Here is a 16,115-nt window from a genome sequence, read left to right on the forward strand (position 1 = left end):
GAGACCCCCGCCGTCCGGTCAGGCAGGTCGGCTCAGTAGACCGGCTTGCTCGGCTCGATCTGGTTGACCCAGCCGATCACACCGCCGCCGACGTGGACGGCGTCCGCGAAGCCCGCGGACTTCAGGACCGCGAGGACTTCCGCACTGCGGACACCCGTCTTGCAGTGCAAGACGATCTTCTTGTCCTGGGGCAGTCCCTCGAGAGCGGTGCCGAGGAGGAACTCGTTCTTCGGGATCAGCCTGGCGCCCGGGATGGAGACGATCTCGTACTCGTTCGGCTCGCGGACGTCGATGATCTCGATGTTCTCGCCGTCGTCGATCCACTCCTTGAGCTGCTTGGGAGTGATCGTCGCGCCGGCGGCCGCCTCCTGCGCCTCCTCGGAAACGACGCCGCAGAAGGCCTCGTAGTCGATGAGCTCGGTGACGGTCGGGTTCTCGCCGCAGACCGCGCAGTTCGGGTCCTTGCGGACCTTCACCTGGCGGTACTGCATCTCCAGGGCGTCGTAGATCATCAGCCGGCCGACCAGCGGCTCGCCGGTGCCGGTGAGGACCTTGATCGCCTCGGTGACCTGGATGGAGCCGATGGACGCGCACAGCACGCCCAGGACGCCGCCCTCGGCGCAGGAGGGCACCATGCCGGGGGGCGGGGGCTCCGGGTAGAGGCAGCGGTAGCAGGGACCGTGCTCCGACCAGAAGACGGAGGCCTGGCCGTCGAAGCGGTAGATCGAACCCCACACGTACGGCTTGTTCAGCAGCACGCACGCGTCGTTGACCAGGTAGCGGGTCGCGAAGTTGTCCGTGCCGTCCACGATCAGGTCGTACTGGCTGAAGATGTCCATCACGTTGTCGGCCTCGAGCCGCTCCTCGTGAAGGATCACGTTCACGTACGGGTTGATGCCCTTGACGCTGTCACGCGCGGACTCGGCCTTGGAGCGGCCGATGTCGGCCTGGCTGTGGATGATCTGGCGCTGCAGGTTCGACTCGTCGACCTCGTCGAACTCCACGATGCCGAGCGTGCCCACGCCCGCCGCGGCCAGGTACATCAGCGCCGGCGAGCCCAGGCCGCCGGCGCCGACACACAGCACCTTGGCGTTCTTCAGCCGCTTCTGCCCGTCCATCCCGACGTCGGGGATGATCAGGTGGCGGGAGTACCTGCGGACCTCGTCTACGGTGAGCTCGGAGGCGGGCTCGACCAGGGGTGGCAACGACACGGGGACTCCGTTGGTCGGTCAATCACTACAGTTGTTCTCCCAGTAACACTGCCATGGCCATCTTCATTCCGAGACACCCGTTCCGATCCGCGAGACGATGTCGTCCCAGTAGCCGGGCAGGGTCTCCCAGGGGTCGAGCAGACCGCCGCGGTCGGTGCGGTCGGTGAACCAGATCGTCGCCGCCCCCTGCCAGCGGGCGATGCGCAGCGCCTCGTCCAAGTGACCGCGGGGCACCCCGTGCACCAGGTGGCAGAAGCGCTCGGGCGGGTAGGAGGCGGTCCACTCGGCCGCCTGCGACCAGCGGTAGTCGCTCCAGGGCCCGGAGAAGGTGACGAGCTGGTCGGCGTTCTCGGCGTAGCCGGGGTACGGGTGGGTGCCGTGCCCGAGGACGATGTGGGGCGCGCTGTGCAGCGTCCGCAACGTGCCGGCGGCGCGGCGGATCTCGGGGAGGGCCGTGCGCTCCGCCGGGCAGCGGTCCAGCAGGAAGCCGTCGACCCGGTACCAGTCGAGAAACCGCTGCGCGTCGGAGATCACCTCGGCGAAGGCGCGGGCACCGTAGGTGAGGTCGAGATGGCCGAGGACGCGGACACCCGCGTTGCGGAGCCGGCCGACGGCCTCCAGGCAGTGGGGGTCGGGGCGGGCCCCGGGCCCGTCGGCGACATCGAGGACGACCCAGTGCAGGGGCCGGCCGGGGCGGGTGAGCTCGCCCCATTCGGACGGCGCGACGAGGGGGTGCGCGAAGCCGGGGACGCCGAAACCGGTGCGGACGTCGGTGGTCCCGGCGCTCGCGGTACCCGCCGGGGTGCCCGTCAGATACGACACGCCGCCTCCATCCAGATGTCGGCGAGGGACTCCTCCAGGTTGATCCGCGGCCGCCAGCCGAGCCGGTCCCGTGCCGTGCGCACGTCGGCCTGCTGCCAGCTGCCGCACCCGTCCGGGTACGGGTACGCGACCGGGGCCGCGTGGTCGGAGTCGACGCGGGGATGGCCGATGGGCGGCCGGAGGTGGGCGCCGGGCGGGCCGTCGAGTTCGTGGAGGGCGCCGCCGTATCCGGCAACGCGCGCGAGGATCGCGGCGGCGTCGCGCAGACGGACGGCGCGGCCGGAGCCGATGTTGATGACACCCTGTGCGGCGGAGAGCGAGGCGGCGTGCACGGCGCGGGCGACGTCGCGGACGTCGACGAAGTCGCGCTGGGCGCCCAGGCCGCCGAGCTTCAGCTCGCCGTCACCGGACTGCATGGCGCGGCGCATGGCCTCGGCGAGCCGCCCGAGCGGGGAGCCGGCCGGGGTGCCCGGGCCGGCCGGGGAGAAGACCCGGAGCACGACGGCGTCCAGGCCGGAGCCGAGGACCAGTTCCGTCGCGGCGAGCTTGCTGACGCCGTACGGGCCGCCGGGACGCGGGACGGCGTCCTCGGCCGTGGAGGAACCGGGCTGGCTCGGGCCGTACTCGGCGCCGCAGCCGATCTGTACGAGACGGGCGCCGCAGCCGCTGCGGCGCAGGGCCTCGCAGACGGTGGCGACGGCGACGGTGTTGTGCCGGGTCAGTTCGCGGGCGCCGCCGCGGGTGGCGCCCGCGCAGTTGACGACGACCTGGGGATGGACCGCGTCGAGGAAGCGGGTCAGCGCGCCGGGGCTGCCGGTCGCGAGGTCGAACCGGACGTCGGCGTCGTCGCCGCGGCCGAGCGCGGTGAGCTGGACGGCCGGGTCGGCGAGCAGACGGTCGGCGACGAAGCGGCCGATGTAGCCGTTGGCTCCGATCAGCAGGACCCTCATCGTGCGGCTCCCGGGGTGTGCGCTCCGACTGCTCCGACTGCTCCTGCGACCGCGACGGCTCCTGCGACCGCGGGTGCCCCGGTGGCCCCGGTCGCTCCGGATCGGGAGGTGGTCATCTCGTTTCTCCTTCGGGGATTGTGCGTGGGTGGAGGAGCGCATGCGTCGTGCGGTCCGTGCACGGTGGGGGTGGCGCTGCGCGCGGTGGTCGTGGGACGGACGGCTGCCGGAGCGCGGTCGGGTGGCTGCGCGTCAGCACGGCTGGTCCGTACGTGCGTGGGCGGAGGCCCTGGTGAGTGTGCGGGCCGCGTGGACCAGCAGGGTCAGGGCCGCAGCCCCGCAGCAGAGGGCGGGGACGCCCGCCGGGCCGCAGGCGGCCAGGAGGGCGTCGACGGGGGTGGCCAGGAAGCCGCAGCCGGGCAGCCGGCCCGCGAAGACGGTGGCCAGGGCGACCGCCTCGGCGCCGCCGGCGGCCCCGAGGACGAGTGCCGGGGCGTGGGTGAAGCCGTGCACGGTCAGGAGACGGGCGAGGAAGAGGAGCGCGCCCAGGGTGAGGGTCTGGGCATGCCCGGCGGGTTCACCGAGGGCCGCCGCGCACAGGCCGGTCAGTGCCGCGAGCGCACCCAGGAACAGCAGGAACGTGCCGAGCAGCAGCGGCTGCACGGAGGCCGCGAACTCCTCCAGGCCGCGGCTGCTGTCGAGCCTGCGCAGGGCGCGGACGGCGAACAGGTGCGCGCTCCAGGCGGCGGGGGCGCAGGCCAGCGCGAGGGCGACCAGGGGGGCGGTGGCAAGGGGCCACGAGCCGTCGCCGACCCCGGTGGGCACGCCGTCGGGGCCGCCGGCGACGGCGGCGCGCAGGACACCGTCGCCGAGGGCCGCGTAGGCGAGGAGCCAGCAGGTCCGGCCACCGGTCCGGTGCCGTCCCGCGCGGGTCCGGCCGTGCGGACTCAGCGGCCCCCGGCGGAGGGCCGCGCGCAGGGCGAGGACCACGGCGAGGATGCCCGCGATCACCACGAACAGGCGCGTCTGGCCCTCGGTGAGGCGCAGTCCCACGACGGTCCCGGCGCACAGGGCACCCGGCAGCAGCGTGAGCAGCGCCCAGTCCGCGCGCGCCCGGGGGATCACGTCGGGCGCCGCCGGGCGCGGGGGCGTGTCGCCGTCGCGGGGGACGCGGGCGTACATCTCCTCCGCGAGGGAGAAGACGTTCCGGTGCCGGAACCGGGCGGCGGTCCGGTCGGTGACGCCGTGGGCCTCCAGGGCGGCCGCGATCTCCAGGGGGTCGACGGCCCGCTCACACAGTTCGCGGTGGCGGTGCATCAGGCCCTTCACCGGGTCTGCGGCGCCTCGGCGGGCGGTGAGGGGCTTGCGAGAGGGTGCGGCAACCGGGGCGGGCCGGGTGGGGGAAGGCGCGTCCGAGGCCCTGTCCGGAAGGGAGGAACCGCTCCCCTTCTCACGGCTCTCCCCCGCATCGTCCTCGTCCCCGTCCCCCGAGAGCCACCCTTCCGACCGCTCGTCCCACGCCCCGGAGCCCTCCGGTGGGCCGGGCCGGTCCAGTTCACCCAGGCCGCTCATCGCGCCCCCTTCGTCACAACGGCCGGCGGCACGGCCCGTACCGGCGCTCCCGCCGCCCCGCCGTTCCCGCGCGAAGCGGTGGCCGGCCCGCCCAGGCCGGTCCACCGGTCCGGCAGCCACGCCTCCGCCGGGACGGCGAACGGCCGGGGCTCGCCGGCCTCGTCGAGGACGACCCGGTGGACCGGGCTGCGGGAGACGGTCTCCAGGTAGATGCCGTGGAAGGCCGCGACGTTCTGCTCGACCGTGAAGAGTTCGAGGGCGCGTGCGCGGGCGGCCGCGCCCAGGCGCGCACGGCGCTCGGGATCGCGCAACAGCGCCACACAGGCCTCCGCGAGCGCCCGCGGGTTGCGCGGCGGCACGACCAGCCCCGTGCCGCCGATGACCTCGACCACCGCGCCGACGTCCGTCGACACGGTCGCGCGCCCGCAGAACATGGCCTCGACCAAGCCCACCGGGAAGCCCTCGACGACGCTGGACAGGACCACGACGGCACCCCCCGCGTACGCCTCCGCGAGGCCGGGCACCTCCGGGGTGTCGATCTCCTCGAAGGACACGGGGTTGTCGCCGACGGAGTGCGGCCCGTCCGCCTCGTCGGGGAAGAGCTGCGCGGCCAGCATCCGGCAGTGGCCGAGGTACGCCTGCCCCTCGTCCCCGCTCGGCCCGCCGATGATCCGCAGCCGGGTCCCGGACTCCTCCTTGCGGATCTCCGCGAAGGCGTGCAGCAGGGACACCAGGTCCTTGGCCGGTTCCACCCGGCCGACCCAGACCAACGTGCGTGGATCGGCGGTGTCCGGGGTGTCGCCCACCTCGGCGAATCGGGCGGCCTCCATGCCCGGGTAGACGGTGCGCAGCTTGGCGCGGTCGGCGCCGCACCGCTCCTGCCACCGGCGGACGTGCGCGTTCCCGGCCGTGACGCACGCCGCCTGCCGGTACGCCTCGGTGGCGAGCCGTCCGTGGAAGACGGCGAGCAGAGCCCGCACGGCGGGGGCGGATCCCGGGGAGGACGAGACGACCGAGGCGGCCGAGGCGGCCGAAGCTGCCGAAGCTGCCGAAGCTGCCGAGACATCAGCGCCGGCACCGGCACCGGCGGTCAAGTAGTGCGCCCGTAGCCGCACCCCGTACTCCGTCACCACGAGCGGCACCCCGAAGAAGTGCCGCGCCACCAGCCCCGGCAGGGCGGCGGCACCCCCGGACGTGGCATGGCAGAGGTCGACCGAGCCGAGGCCGTCGGCCCCGTCGGCCCCGTACCAGTCGAGCGACAGGAGGCGCAGCTGGCGTTCCAGTCCGGCGGCCACGGCGAGCAGGTCGGATACGCGCGCCTCACGCGCCGTACGCTGCGCGCCGGGCGCTCGGCAGGCGCGCTCCAGGGCGCGCACGGCGCCTTCCGAGCGGAGCGCTCCCACCAGCCCGCCCTCGTCACGAGCGAGGTCGGCGAGTCCGTACAGCGCGTTGCTGAAACGGTCCGCCTGAGAAGCGAAACGGTCCTCGGAGGCGTCGACGGGACCCCCCTCGCACAGGACGGCGACCAACTCGCCGTAGTGCTCGGCAAAGCGCCGGCGCGCACGGCGCCCGTACGCAGCCCCGTCGTCCTCCGCCTTCCACAGCGGCGCCGTACGCACCCGGCCGACCTGCGGTGGCAGCTCGACCCAGCCGGCGGCCTCCTGGTGCTGACTGCGGCTGAGCGCGTAGAGGTCGAACTCGTGCTGCCCCAGTCCGCGCACGAGCCGGTCGCACCAGAGTCCGGCGTCACCGTTCACATACGGATAGCCACCCTCCGTAAGCAGTCCGATGCGCACGTGTGCACCCCCGATCTCCCGTTTGGGGAGCCGTCGTTGACCCGACGGCTCGCAGCGGGAAGAACGTATGCGGACAAGGTGGTGGCGCGACGGACGGTTGTCCGTCGCACCACCAAAAGGGGTGAACGGTCGTAACTTTCCTGTACGGGTCGCGTTTCGTCGCGCTAGGGGATCGCTTGATCGCGAAGCGTTACGACGCATACCCCGTCGAGCGCGGAGAGGGGCTCCTCGTCGAGGACGGCGACGGGGTGGGCCACCGCGAGCGCCCGCGCGATCCGGCGGGGTTCAGGCGCGGGTCGAGGTGACATGTGAGCCGTTGGTCAACTCCTGGGGTACGGCCAGGGGTTGGGCAGACACCGGATCCCGTCGTATTCGAGGAACTTCGTCTGCTGCTGCATGACCGGCGCGAGTTCACCGTTCTTGTCGCAGGTCACGTGGCTGTAGCCGAGCCGGTGGCCGACCTCGTGGTTGATGAGCATCTGGCGGTAGGCCTGCATGGCGTCACCGTAGGTCTTCGATCCCTGCGCCCACCGGTATGCGTTGATCATCACGCGCTCGGTGGCGGCCGAGTCGCAGGAGACGTTGTCCACAGTGGTGTCCAGGCCGGATTTCGCGCACCAGTCGGCGGTGGTGCCGGGGCTGGCGAGCGTGATGACGAAGTCGGGCTTGCCCGAGTAGATCCGTTCGAAGGTCCGTGCGCCGTTGTGGGCCCAACTGCGGTCGTCGTTCAGCGTCTTCTGCACGGCCTGTGCGAACAGTTCGGCGTCGAGCCCCAGCCCCTGCTCCACATCCACGCGGTAGGTGTACTTCCGCCCCTTGCCGGGCGCCTTGTCGATACCCGGCACCGCGTCGAACTTCCCCGGCCCCTTGAGCGTGGCGCTGAGCGCGTACCGCTCGCTCATCTTCTGCTCGTACGTCAGCGGCGTCACGCCGGCCGGCGGGGACGGGCTCGACCGGTCGTCCCCGCGTGTGGCGGTGTCGCGGGCGTCGCGGGCGGCCTGGTCCGTCGCGGACTGCGACTGGGCGGAGTCCGCGTCCCGCGCCTCGGTGACCTGCCCGGCCACCACCACGGCCAGCACGGTGGTGACCGCGGCGGCCGCGATCCCGGTGAACGTCCGCCCCTTGGCGCCCTTGGCGGGGACGGGTTCACCGGCGGGCGGCGCGTCGTCGTCGGCGGCGGGGACGGCCCGGCGGGGGCCGGCATCCCAGTCGGTGACGGAGGCGTACGGGTCGTGCGCGTGCCCCACGGACGCGGCGACGGACACCGGCCTGCGGCGCGTGAAGACGTCGTCGCTCTCCTCCGCGAAGGCGTCGAGGTACTCCTGGCGCGGCGCACCCGGGACCCCGGGCCGCTGACGGGGAATCATGGGACCGGAGCCGGCCGCCGTCCGCCCGCTCAACTCCCCCCAGCCGCCCCCGCCTTCACGCTGCTGGGGATGGCCGCCACGGACCTGGGGGAAGCCGTGGGCGGGGGTGCCGTCGGCCAGCCGGGGCGTGCCGTGGGCCGGCGTCCCGCCGGGAGATCTGGGCACACCGCGAGCGGGCGTACCGTCGGGCAGCCGGGGCACCCCACGGGCCGGCGTGCCGTCGGCGGGCCGATCAGCCCCCTGGACGCGGCCACCTCGCGCATCCCCCTGCGCGGCACCCGGTGAGGCGCTCCCCGTGCCCGTACCGCTCTGCGGCGCGCTCCTGGGCGCGGGCCCTCGTCGACTATGGCGTCCCACGACCCCCCTCAGCTCCCCGCACCGGCGGACCCGCCGGCCCGTTCGGACAACGGCCCGGAGCTCCTGCCGGTTCCCGGACCCGTCCTCGACCTCGTCTCCGCCAGCAGTTCCTTGAACGCCATGGCCACCGTCTCCGGATACTCCATCATCGCCACGTGTCCCGCGTTCGGCAGCGTGAGCAGACGGGAGTCACGGAAACTGCGCGCGGACTTCTGGGCCATGCGGAAGCCGACGAGCTGGTCGCGGCCGCCGTAGACGAGGAGCGTCGGGGCGAGGACGCGCTCGGCCTGGCGCCACAGCCCGTGCTGGCCGCCCAGGGTGTAGGCGCTGACCAGACCGCGCGCGGAGCGCGTCAGCGCGTCCCAGAAGTACGGCAGTCGCAGCCGGCGCTCCATCTCCTCCACCGCGTGGCGGAACGCCTCCGGCGTGATCCTCCCGGGGTCGCCGTAGCACAGGGCCGTGACGCCGCGGACGCGCTGTTCCGCCGTCCACTCACGGGTGAACCGGGTGAAGAGAGGGGCCAGGCCGGGCATGCCGAGGAGCCCCGTCGGGACCGCGGTGCGCTGCACGCGCAACTCGGGCAGGGCGGGCGAGACGAGCGTGAGTGTGCGGACGAGATCGGGCCGGACCGCGGCGACGCGGGTGGACACCGCGCCGCCGAGGGAGTTGCCGAAGAGGTGGACGGGCCCGCGTTCGGACGCGTCGAGGTAGCGGATGACGGCACGCGCGTGTGCCGTGACGGAGTAGTTGCCGTCGTCCGGCGGTGGGGAGTCACCGAAGCCGGGCAGGTCGACGGCCTCGCTCGCGACGACCCCGTCGAGCAGCGCCATCAGCGCGGACCAGTTCTGCGAGGAACCGCCGAGCCCGTGCACGTACAGCGCGGGTTCGAGGCCCTCGCTCGCGGGTGGCCTGGAACGGATCGTCAGGGTGACACCCGGCAGTCCGACCGATCGGAGCCGCTCGCCCTCGGCGACCCTGACGGACTCCGCGTTCGGCAGCACACTGGTGGGCGGCACGGACGGCAGCTCGGTCGAAGACATGCCGCAATGTTACGAGACGATCACGCCCCGACTGGTGTGTCCGCCGTCACAGACACCTGGTCGATCGTGTGGAGATAGCGGCGTGATTCGTGGGCACATCGCATAGCGTCCGAAAAGGGTGTCTCCTAGGCTCGTACAGAGGGCACCCGCGTGTGGCCCCTGCATCTTCAGGGACGTTCGTAGGAAGGGAGCCCGCCATGGCTATCGACCCCACCGACCCCGAGACGTTCGAGGACGACGACGTCGAGGAGTTCGACGTCGAGGCTCCGGAGAACGACGCCGCCGAGCAGCAGGCGGCCGTCGCACCGGAGCGCGACGACCCTTTGGAGGGCGTCGACCCCGCCCGGGCGAACGAGGCCGACCTCGTCGAACAGGCCCGTGTCGTCTCGCTCGACGAGGACGACTACCGCTGACACCGGCGCCGTGCGCCGACCGGGAGCAGGGCCGCATTTTGCCCAGAACACCCCAGTTTCAAACTTTGCATACTACTTCCGTCGCCGTCCGGTCCGTGAAATTCTGCGGCCACAGCGCGCACAGCACGGTTACCGAAAAGTACGATGGCGGCGCGGCGGCACACCGCGATGAGGACGACTTTGGGAGGCGGCGTGACAGCCATCGAGCAGACTGAGGCGGCACGCCCGAGAGGCACGCGCCTGCCGCGCCGCGCCCGACGGAACCAACTGCTGGGCGCCGCCCAGGAGGTCTTCGTCGCACAGGGCTACCACGCGGCCGCGATGGACGACATCGCCGAGCGCGCCGGCGTCAGCAAGCCGGTGCTCTACCAGCACTTCCCGGGCAAGCTCGACCTCTACCTCGCCCTGCTGGACCAGCACTGCGAGTCGCTCATCCAGGCCGTGCGGGGCGCGCTCGCCTCGACGACCGACAACAAGCAGCGCGTCCGCGCGACGATGGACGCCTATTTCGCGTACGTCGAGGACGACGGCGGCGCCTTCCGCCTGGTCTTCGAGTCCGACCTGACGAACGAGCCCGCGGTGCGCGAGCGCGTCGACAAGGTCACCAACGAGTGCGCCGAGGCGATCTGCGACGTCATCGCCGAGGACACCGGTCTCTCGCGCGCGGAGTCGATGCTGCTGGCCTCCGGCCTCGGCGGCCTCGCCCAGGTGGTGGCCCGCTCCTGGCTGCACAGCGACCGCAGCGTCCCGCGCGACGAGGCGGTGCAACTGCTGGCCTCCCTGGCCTGGCGCGGCATCGCCGGTTTCCCGCTGCACGGCACCGAGCAGCACTGAGCCGAGCCCACCGCGGCACCGGGCGCGCACCCGTCGGCCGTTTGTTCCCGCCCGCTGTTCGCTCCTGGCGTGGACGGCCGCGCGATGTCCGTCCCCTCACCGGGCTAATGTGTGCAGCGTACGGCGCGGACGCCCGCGCATCACTGACCGTCGGAGGGACATAGCCGTGGAGGTCAAGATCGGCGTGCAGCACGCGCCCCGCGAGATCGTTCTGGAGAGCGGTCAGACTCCCGAGGAGGTCGAGCGCGTGGTGGCCGAGGCACTGGCCGGGAAGTCACAGCTGCTCAGCCTCGTGGACCAGCACGGCCGCAAGGTCCTGGTCCCGGCCGACCGCCTGGCCTACGTCGAGCTGGGCGAGCCGGCCCCGCGCAAGGTGGGCTTCGGCGCGCTGTAGGCCGACACCACGCGAGAGGGGCCCGACAGCCATCCGCTGTCGGGCCCCTCTCGCGTGTTTCTCCACGGATGGCGCACGACTCGACCCCACAGGAGGATTGCATTCCGCAGGTCACGGGTATGACGGGCTACGACCTGAATGCACAGCCCGGCCGTCTGGGAGGGACTCGCATGATCTTGGAAGCGCTCGGCTCCGCTGTGCTCGGTCTGGTGCTCGCCTGGGCGGCGGTCCACCGGCTGTCCCACCGGCTGCCCACGCCCACCCTGGTGTTCGCGACGGGCGTCGCCGGAGCCCTGTTCGGTGACTTCGTCACCCACAGCGCGCTCGGCCCCGGCTCCGCACTGCTGAGCCTCCTCGGCGCGGCGGTCGTCTCCGCCGCCTCGCTCTCCCTGCTGCTGCGCCCGGCGGGCCGGCTCCGCCGACGATCAGTCACAGCCTAGGACGGCACCCGGCGAGGGGCGCGGGGACGCGCGACACGCCACACACCGCCCGCAGCCGCCCGAGGTTCGGAACCGGCCCCGCACAGCGTTACGCGGCCAGGCCCAGCGCGGCCATCCGCTTGGTGTGCGCCTCGGTGATCCGGGAGAACATCCTGCCGACCTCGGCGAGGTCGAAGCCGTCCGCGACACCGCCCACGAGCATCGTCGACAGCGCGTCGCGGTCCGCGACCACCCGCTGGGACTGCGACAGGGCCTCACCCATCAGCCGCCGCGCCCACAGCGCGAGGCGTCCGCCCACGCGCGGGTCCGCGTCGATCGCCGCGCGCACCCGGTCCACGGCGAAACCGGCGTGGCCGGTGTCGTCGAGCACCGCCAGCACCAGGGCGCGGGTGTCGGAGTCCAGGCGCACCGCGACCTCGCGGTAGAAGTCGCTGGCGATCGAGTCGCCGACGTACGCCTTGACCAGCCCCTCCAGCCAGTCGGAGGGGGCCGTCTGCTTGTGGAAGCCGTCGAGCGCGGCCACGAACGGCTCCATCGCGAGCGTCGGCTCCTCACCGATCTCCGTGAGCCGGTCCCGCAGCCGCTCGAAGTGGTGGAACTCGGCCGACGCCATCTTCGCCAGCTCCGCCTTGTCCTCCAGCGAGGGCGCCAGCTTGGCGTCCTCAGCGAGCCGTTCGAACGCCGCCAGCTCGCCGTACGCGAGCGCACCGAGCAGGTCCACGACCGCGGCCCGGTACTGGGGATCCGTGGAGGCGTTCGCCCAGTCCTGGGCGGCGATACCGGTGGCGGCGTTCTCAGGCTTGTCAGAGGTCGTCATGAAGCGCACAATAGCCCGCCCGCCGCAGGACGGAAGTCCCTGCTCAGTCAGCGTGCTGCCGACGACCCGAAGGACCGGACCCGTCGGTGTGACAACCACAACGTGACCGAATCGGCCATCGCATGTGCGCGATTCCGGGGTATGGTGGTAATGCGCCTGCTGAGTACTTCGACGTATCTCGACGGGCCGCACGTATGAGGATGCCCGGTCGGTGGCCCGATCGGCTCCGACCCGACAGCCCTCCCTGACCGTACGGCACTGTGCGTACGACGATCGGAGGGACCCCCTCAGCGGTACGAGCGCTAGAGCGTCGGCAGAGGTCCCGTGTTCTGACGGCCAGCCCGTGAGGCGGCCGACGTCCCCGCCACGGTCCGACACGACCCCCGCGCTCGCCTCGCACCGCGCACACAGAAGAGGCAGCACCCTGACTACGACGTTCCGAGAGCTCGGGATCCTCCCCGAGACCGCCGAGGCCCTGGAAGCCGTCGGCATCACCACCCCCTTCCCCATCCAGGAGATGACGCTCCCCGTGGCCCTGTCGGGCACGGACGTCATCGGCCAGGCCAAGACCGGCACCGGCAAGACGCTCGGCTTCGGCCTGCCGCTCCTCGAGCGCGTCACCGTCCCCGTCGACGTCGAGGCCGGACGCGCGAAGCCCGAAGACCTCACCGACGCCCCGCAGGCGCTCGTCGTCGTTCCCACGCGCGAGCTGTGCACGCAGGTCACCAACGACCTGCTGACCGCGGGCAAGGTGCGCAACGTGCGCGTCCTCGCCATCTACGGCGGCCGGGCCTACGAGCCCCAGGTCGAGGCCCTCAAGAAGGGCGTCGACGTCGTCGTCGGCACCCCGGGCCGCCTGCTGGACCTCGCGGGCCAGAAGAAGCTGAACCTGAAGCACATCAAGTCCCTCGTCCTCGACGAGGCCGACGAGATGCTCGACCTGGGCTTCCTGCCCGACGTCGAGAAGATCATCAACATGCTTCCGGCGAAGCGCCAGACCATGCTGTTCTCGGCCACCATGCCGGGCGCGGTCATCGGTCTCGCCCGCCGCTACATGTCGCAGCCCACGCACATCCGCGCCACCGCGCCGGACGACGAGGGCGTGACCGTCGCGAACATCTCGCAGCACGTGTACCGCGCGCACAACATGGACAAGCCCGAGATGGTCGCGCGCATCCTGCAGGCCGACGGCCGGGGACTGGCCATGGTCTTCTGCCGTACGAAGCGCACCGCGGCCGACCTCGCCGACCAGCTCCAGCAGCGCGGCTTCGCCTCCGGCGCGGTCCACGGCGACCTCGGCCAGGGAGCCCGCGAGCAGGCGCTGCGCGCCTTCCGCAACGGCAAGGTCGACGTCCTCGTCTGCACCGACGTCGCCGCCCGCGGCATCGACGTCGAGGGCGTGACCCACGTCATCAACTACCAGTCCCCCGAGGACGAGAAGACGTACCTGCACCGCGTCGGCCGTACGGGCCGAGCGGGTGCCAAGGGCATCGCGATCACGCTCGTCGACTGGGACGACATCCCGCGCTGGCAGCTCATCAACAAGGCGCTGGAGCTGAACTTCAACGACCCGCCGGAGACGTACTCCACGTCCCCGCACTTCTTCGAGGAAATGAGCATCCCCCCGGGCACCAAGGGTGTCCTGCCGCGCTCGGAGCGCACGCGTGCCGGGCTGGCAGCGGAGGAGCTCGAGGACCTGGGCGAGCCGGGCGGCCGTGGCGGCCGCGGTCGCGGTGACCGCCGGGCCGCCCGGGACGAGTCCCGCTCCGACGACCGTGAGCGCTCCGCCCGTACGCCGCGCCGCCGCCGTCGTACGCGGAGCGGGACCCCGCTCGACGGGGCGCCGGCCGCCGAGCAGACCCCCGTGGCGGAGGAGACGGCTTCCTCCCGTACGCCGCGCCGTCGGCGCCGTACGCGGGGCGGGGCCGCGCCGGAGGCTGTCGCCGCCGCGCCGGCCACGCCCGTCGAGACCACCGTCCCGGAGGCCGCGGAGGCGGCCGTGACGACGGCGGAGGGCCCGGCCCTCGACACGCCCGAGACCCCGGAGAAGCCGCGCCGTCGCCGCACCCGTCGTGGCGCGGACACCCCGGCGGAGCCCGTGGCGGAGACGGTGACGGAGACCCCGGCCGCCGAGGTCGCCGTCGACACGGCGGAAGCCGTGGAGGCCAAGCCGCGCCGCCGCACCCGCAGGGCGACGGCCCCGGCCGAGTCCGCGGCCGACACCGCCGAGGCCCCGGAGACGGCGCCTGCGGAAGCGACGGAGACCAAGCCGCGCCGCACCCGCAAGACCGCGGCGACGGCCGAGGCAGCCATCGACACCGCCGAAGGCACCGAGGCCAAGCCCCGCCGCCGCACCACCCGCAAGGCCACCCAGCCGGAGACGGTCACCACCGCCGACATCCCGGCCCAGGCCACCGCGGAACCGGAGCCCAAGCCCCGCCGCACCCGCAAGACCACCGCGGCGGCCGAGGCTGCGGTCGACACGGCGGAAGGCACGGAGGCCAAGCCGCGCCGCACGCGCAAGGCGACGGCGACTGCGGAAGCCGCCGTCGACACCGCCGAGGCCACGGAGACCAAGCCGCGCCGGACCCGCAAGACGGCCGCCGCGACCGCCGAGGCCACGGAAACGGCACCGGAAGCGACGGAGGCCAAGCCGCGCCGCACGCGCAAGGCGACGGCCACCGCGGCCGAAGCCGCCGTCGACACCGCCGAAGCCGCCGAGGCCAAGCCCCGCCGCACCCGCAAGACCGCGGCCACCGCACCCGCCGAGGCAGCCCTCGACACCGCCGAGGGCACCGAGGCCAAGCCCCGCCGCCGCACCACCCGCAAGGCCACCCAGCCGGAGACGGTCACCACCGCCGACATCCCGGCCCAGGCCACCGCGGAACCGGAGCCCAAGCCCCGCCGCACCCGCAAGACCACCGCGGCGGCTCCGGCGGAAGCGGCGGCCGACGCGGCCGACGCGAAGCCCAAGGCGCGGCGTACGCGCAAGGCGACGGTCGCCGCGGAGCCCGCGGACAGCTGATCGCCCGGCAGGATCACCCGGCCAGGACGGCCCGGCCTCTCCCTCACGGAGGAGCCGGGCCGTCGGCGTTGCCCCGGGGACTCGCCCACGCCCCGCACGGTCTCCCTCCACCTCACCCCGCTCTCCCGGTAGCCTCACCCCGTGACCACGCCGATCAGCTTCACCCCTCCCGCCGGAGCTCGCGCCTACCACCTGCGGACGGCGCGCGGTGAGTTCGCCGTCGTCGACGCGCCCGTGGCGACCGGGGCCGAGCCCCGGGGTGTCGCGCTGTTGCTCCCCGGGTTCACCGGGAGCAAGGAGGACTTCCACTTCCTGCACGAGCCCCTGGCGGCGCGCGGGTACCGGACCATCGCCGTGGACGGGCGCGGGCAGAACGAGTCGGACGGGCCTGCGGACGACGAAGCGCCGTACGCCCAGCAGGAGTTGGCGCGGGACGTGCTCGCCCAGGCGGCCGCCCTCGACACGCCCCTGCACCTCGTCGGGCACTCCCTGGGCGGTCAGATCGCCCGGGCCGCCGTCCTCCTGGACCACTCCCCCTTCATCTCGTTCACCCTGCTCGCCTCGGGTCCCGGGCAGATCTCCCCGTCCCAGCAGCAGCGCGTGAAGCTGCTGCACGACGCGCTCGCGGTGATGACGATGCCCGAGGTGTGGCAGGCCATCCTGGCGATGGGCCCGCCGGAGGAGGTCGGCGGGCCCGCCCGCGGCTTCGGCGAGCTCGCACTCCTGCGCCGGCGCTGGCTGAACCACAAGCCCGCCCAACTCCTCGCCACCGGCCGCCAGTTGCTCGTCGAGCCGGACCGGGTCACCGAACTCGCCGCCGTGCCACTGCCGTTCCACGTCCTGTCGGGCGCACGCGACGACACCTGGCCGGTGACCGTCCTGGACGACATGGCCGTACGCCTGGGCGCGGACCGGACGGTCATCCCGGGTGCCGAGCACTCCCCCAACATGGACCAGCCCCTGCCGACCGCCCACGCCCTCGCCGACTTCTGGGACAAGCACCCCCAGCAGTACTAGCCGGAAGTACCAGCACGGAGCGGCGGCCAGGACTGCCGGCCAGGAGCACCAGCAAGGAGTGCC

At 73.1% G+C, this 16,115-nt stretch carries 14 protein-coding genes; 6 read left to right on the forward strand and 8 right to left on the reverse strand.

Features of this window, described 5'->3' with window-relative positions:
* Positions 1-32 precede the first annotated feature (32 nt).
* The 7 genes from moeZ to ACF1A1_RS14370 form a co-directional block, all read right to left on the reverse strand.
* Positions 33-1,211: an adenylyltransferase/sulfurtransferase MoeZ gene (gene moeZ, locus ACF1A1_RS14340; RefSeq protein WP_391999832.1), complete on the reverse strand. Its 1,179-nt coding sequence runs from the start codon at positions 1,209-1,211 to the stop codon at positions 33-35.
* 63 nt (positions 1,212-1,274) lie between these two features.
* Complete coding sequence (locus ACF1A1_RS14345; protein ID WP_391999833.1) at positions 1,275-2,033, reverse strand: spherulation-specific family 4 protein; 759 nt, start codon at positions 2,031-2,033, stop codon at positions 1,275-1,277.
* Positions 2,021-2,983, reverse strand: a complete 963-nt coding sequence (locus ACF1A1_RS14350) for an NAD-dependent epimerase/dehydratase family protein (RefSeq protein ID WP_391999834.1) — start codon at positions 2,981-2,983, stop codon at positions 2,021-2,023. The genes ACF1A1_RS14345 and ACF1A1_RS14350 overlap by 13 nt, the downstream gene beginning before the upstream one ends.
* 249 nt (positions 2,984-3,232) lie before the next feature.
* On the reverse strand, positions 3,233-4,552 hold the full coding sequence (locus ACF1A1_RS14355) for a hypothetical protein (RefSeq protein ID WP_391999836.1): 1,320 nt from the start codon (positions 4,550-4,552) through the stop codon (positions 3,233-3,235).
* The gene (locus ACF1A1_RS14360) at positions 4,549-6,348 is read right to left on the reverse strand and encodes a DUF3492 domain-containing protein (protein WP_391999838.1); all 1,800 of its coding nucleotides are present in this window, start codon (positions 6,346-6,348) and stop codon (positions 4,549-4,551) included. Before ACF1A1_RS14360 ends, ACF1A1_RS14355 begins: the two co-directional genes overlap by 4 nt.
* A gap of 320 nt (positions 6,349-6,668) precedes the next feature.
* Positions 6,669-7,880, reverse strand: coding sequence for a DUF3152 domain-containing protein (locus tag ACF1A1_RS14365; protein ID WP_391999840.1), 1,212 nt, complete (start codon positions 7,878-7,880; stop codon positions 6,669-6,671).
* Positions 7,881-8,080: 200 nt separating this feature from the next.
* Entirely contained in the window at positions 8,081-9,112 is a 1,032-nt protein-coding gene (locus ACF1A1_RS14370) for an alpha/beta fold hydrolase (RefSeq protein WP_391999842.1), read from the reverse strand.
* Positions 9,113-9,309: 197 nt separating this feature from the next.
* On the opposite strand from ACF1A1_RS14370, the gene ACF1A1_RS14375 reads away from it, so the two are divergent.
* The 4 genes from ACF1A1_RS14375 to ACF1A1_RS14390 all read left to right on the forward strand — a co-directional run bounded on the left by ACF1A1_RS14375 (position 9,310) and on the right by ACF1A1_RS14390 (position 11,193).
* Positions 9,310-9,525 (forward strand): hypothetical protein, encoded by a 216-nt coding sequence (locus ACF1A1_RS14375; protein WP_391999844.1) that lies wholly within the window; start codon positions 9,310-9,312, stop codon positions 9,523-9,525.
* Between the two features lie 192 nt (positions 9,526-9,717).
* The gene (locus tag ACF1A1_RS14380; protein ID WP_189934265.1) at positions 9,718-10,359 is read left to right on the forward strand and encodes a TetR/AcrR family transcriptional regulator; all 642 of its coding nucleotides are present in this window, start codon (positions 9,718-9,720) and stop codon (positions 10,357-10,359) included.
* Positions 10,360-10,525: 166 nt separating this feature from the next.
* A complete protein-coding gene (locus ACF1A1_RS14385) occupies positions 10,526-10,753 on the forward strand; it encodes a DUF3107 domain-containing protein (protein ID WP_030784015.1) in 228 nt (75 codons plus the stop codon).
* Between the two features lie 170 nt (positions 10,754-10,923).
* Positions 10,924-11,193, forward strand: coding sequence for a hypothetical protein (locus ACF1A1_RS14390; RefSeq protein WP_391999846.1), 270 nt, complete (start codon positions 10,924-10,926; stop codon positions 11,191-11,193).
* Between the two features lie 88 nt (positions 11,194-11,281).
* Here the strand turns inward: ACF1A1_RS14390 and ACF1A1_RS14395 are convergent, their stop codons facing one another.
* Positions 11,282-12,019 (reverse strand): ferritin-like fold-containing protein, encoded by a 738-nt coding sequence (locus ACF1A1_RS14395; RefSeq protein WP_391999847.1) that lies wholly within the window; start codon positions 12,017-12,019, stop codon positions 11,282-11,284.
* A gap of 508 nt (positions 12,020-12,527) precedes the next feature.
* On the opposite strand from ACF1A1_RS14395, the gene ACF1A1_RS14400 reads away from it, so the two are divergent.
* Positions 12,528-15,035 carry a DEAD/DEAH box helicase gene (locus ACF1A1_RS14400; protein WP_391999849.1) on the forward strand — a complete coding sequence of 836 codons (2,508 nt, stop codon included), beginning with the start codon at positions 12,528-12,530 and terminating at the stop codon, positions 15,033-15,035.
* Between the two features lie 141 nt (positions 15,036-15,176).
* Positions 15,177-16,052, forward strand: coding sequence for an alpha/beta fold hydrolase (locus ACF1A1_RS14405; RefSeq protein ID WP_391999850.1), 876 nt, complete (start codon positions 15,177-15,179; stop codon positions 16,050-16,052).
* Positions 16,053-16,115 lie beyond the last annotated feature (63 nt).

It is taken from the genome of Streptomyces sp. NPDC014995 (assembly GCF_043080745.1).
GTDB lineage: Bacteria > Actinomycetota > Actinomycetes > Streptomycetales > Streptomycetaceae > Streptomyces.

Excerpts from the sequence above, each read along its gene's own strand:
- ACF1A1_RS14350 (WP_391999834.1), bottom strand. The coding sequence starts at position 2,983 with ATGAGGGTCCTGCTGATCGGAGCCAACGGCTACATCGGCCGCTTCGTC.
- ACF1A1_RS14355 (WP_391999836.1), bottom strand. The coding sequence starts at position 4,552 with ATGAGCGGCCTGGGTGAACTGGACCGGCCCGGCCCACCGGAGGGCTCC.
- ACF1A1_RS14370 (WP_391999842.1), bottom strand. The coding sequence starts at position 9,112 with ATGTCTTCGACCGAGCTGCCGTCCGTGCCGCCCACCAGTGTGCTGCCG.
- ACF1A1_RS14375 (WP_391999844.1), top strand. The coding sequence starts at position 9,310 with ATGGCTATCGACCCCACCGACCCCGAGACGTTCGAGGACGACGACGTC.
- ACF1A1_RS14390 (WP_391999846.1), top strand. The coding sequence starts at position 10,924 with ATGATCTTGGAAGCGCTCGGCTCCGCTGTGCTCGGTCTGGTGCTCGCC.
- ACF1A1_RS14400 (WP_391999849.1), top strand. The coding sequence starts at position 12,528 with ATGACGCTCCCCGTGGCCCTGTCGGGCACGGACGTCATCGGCCAGGCC.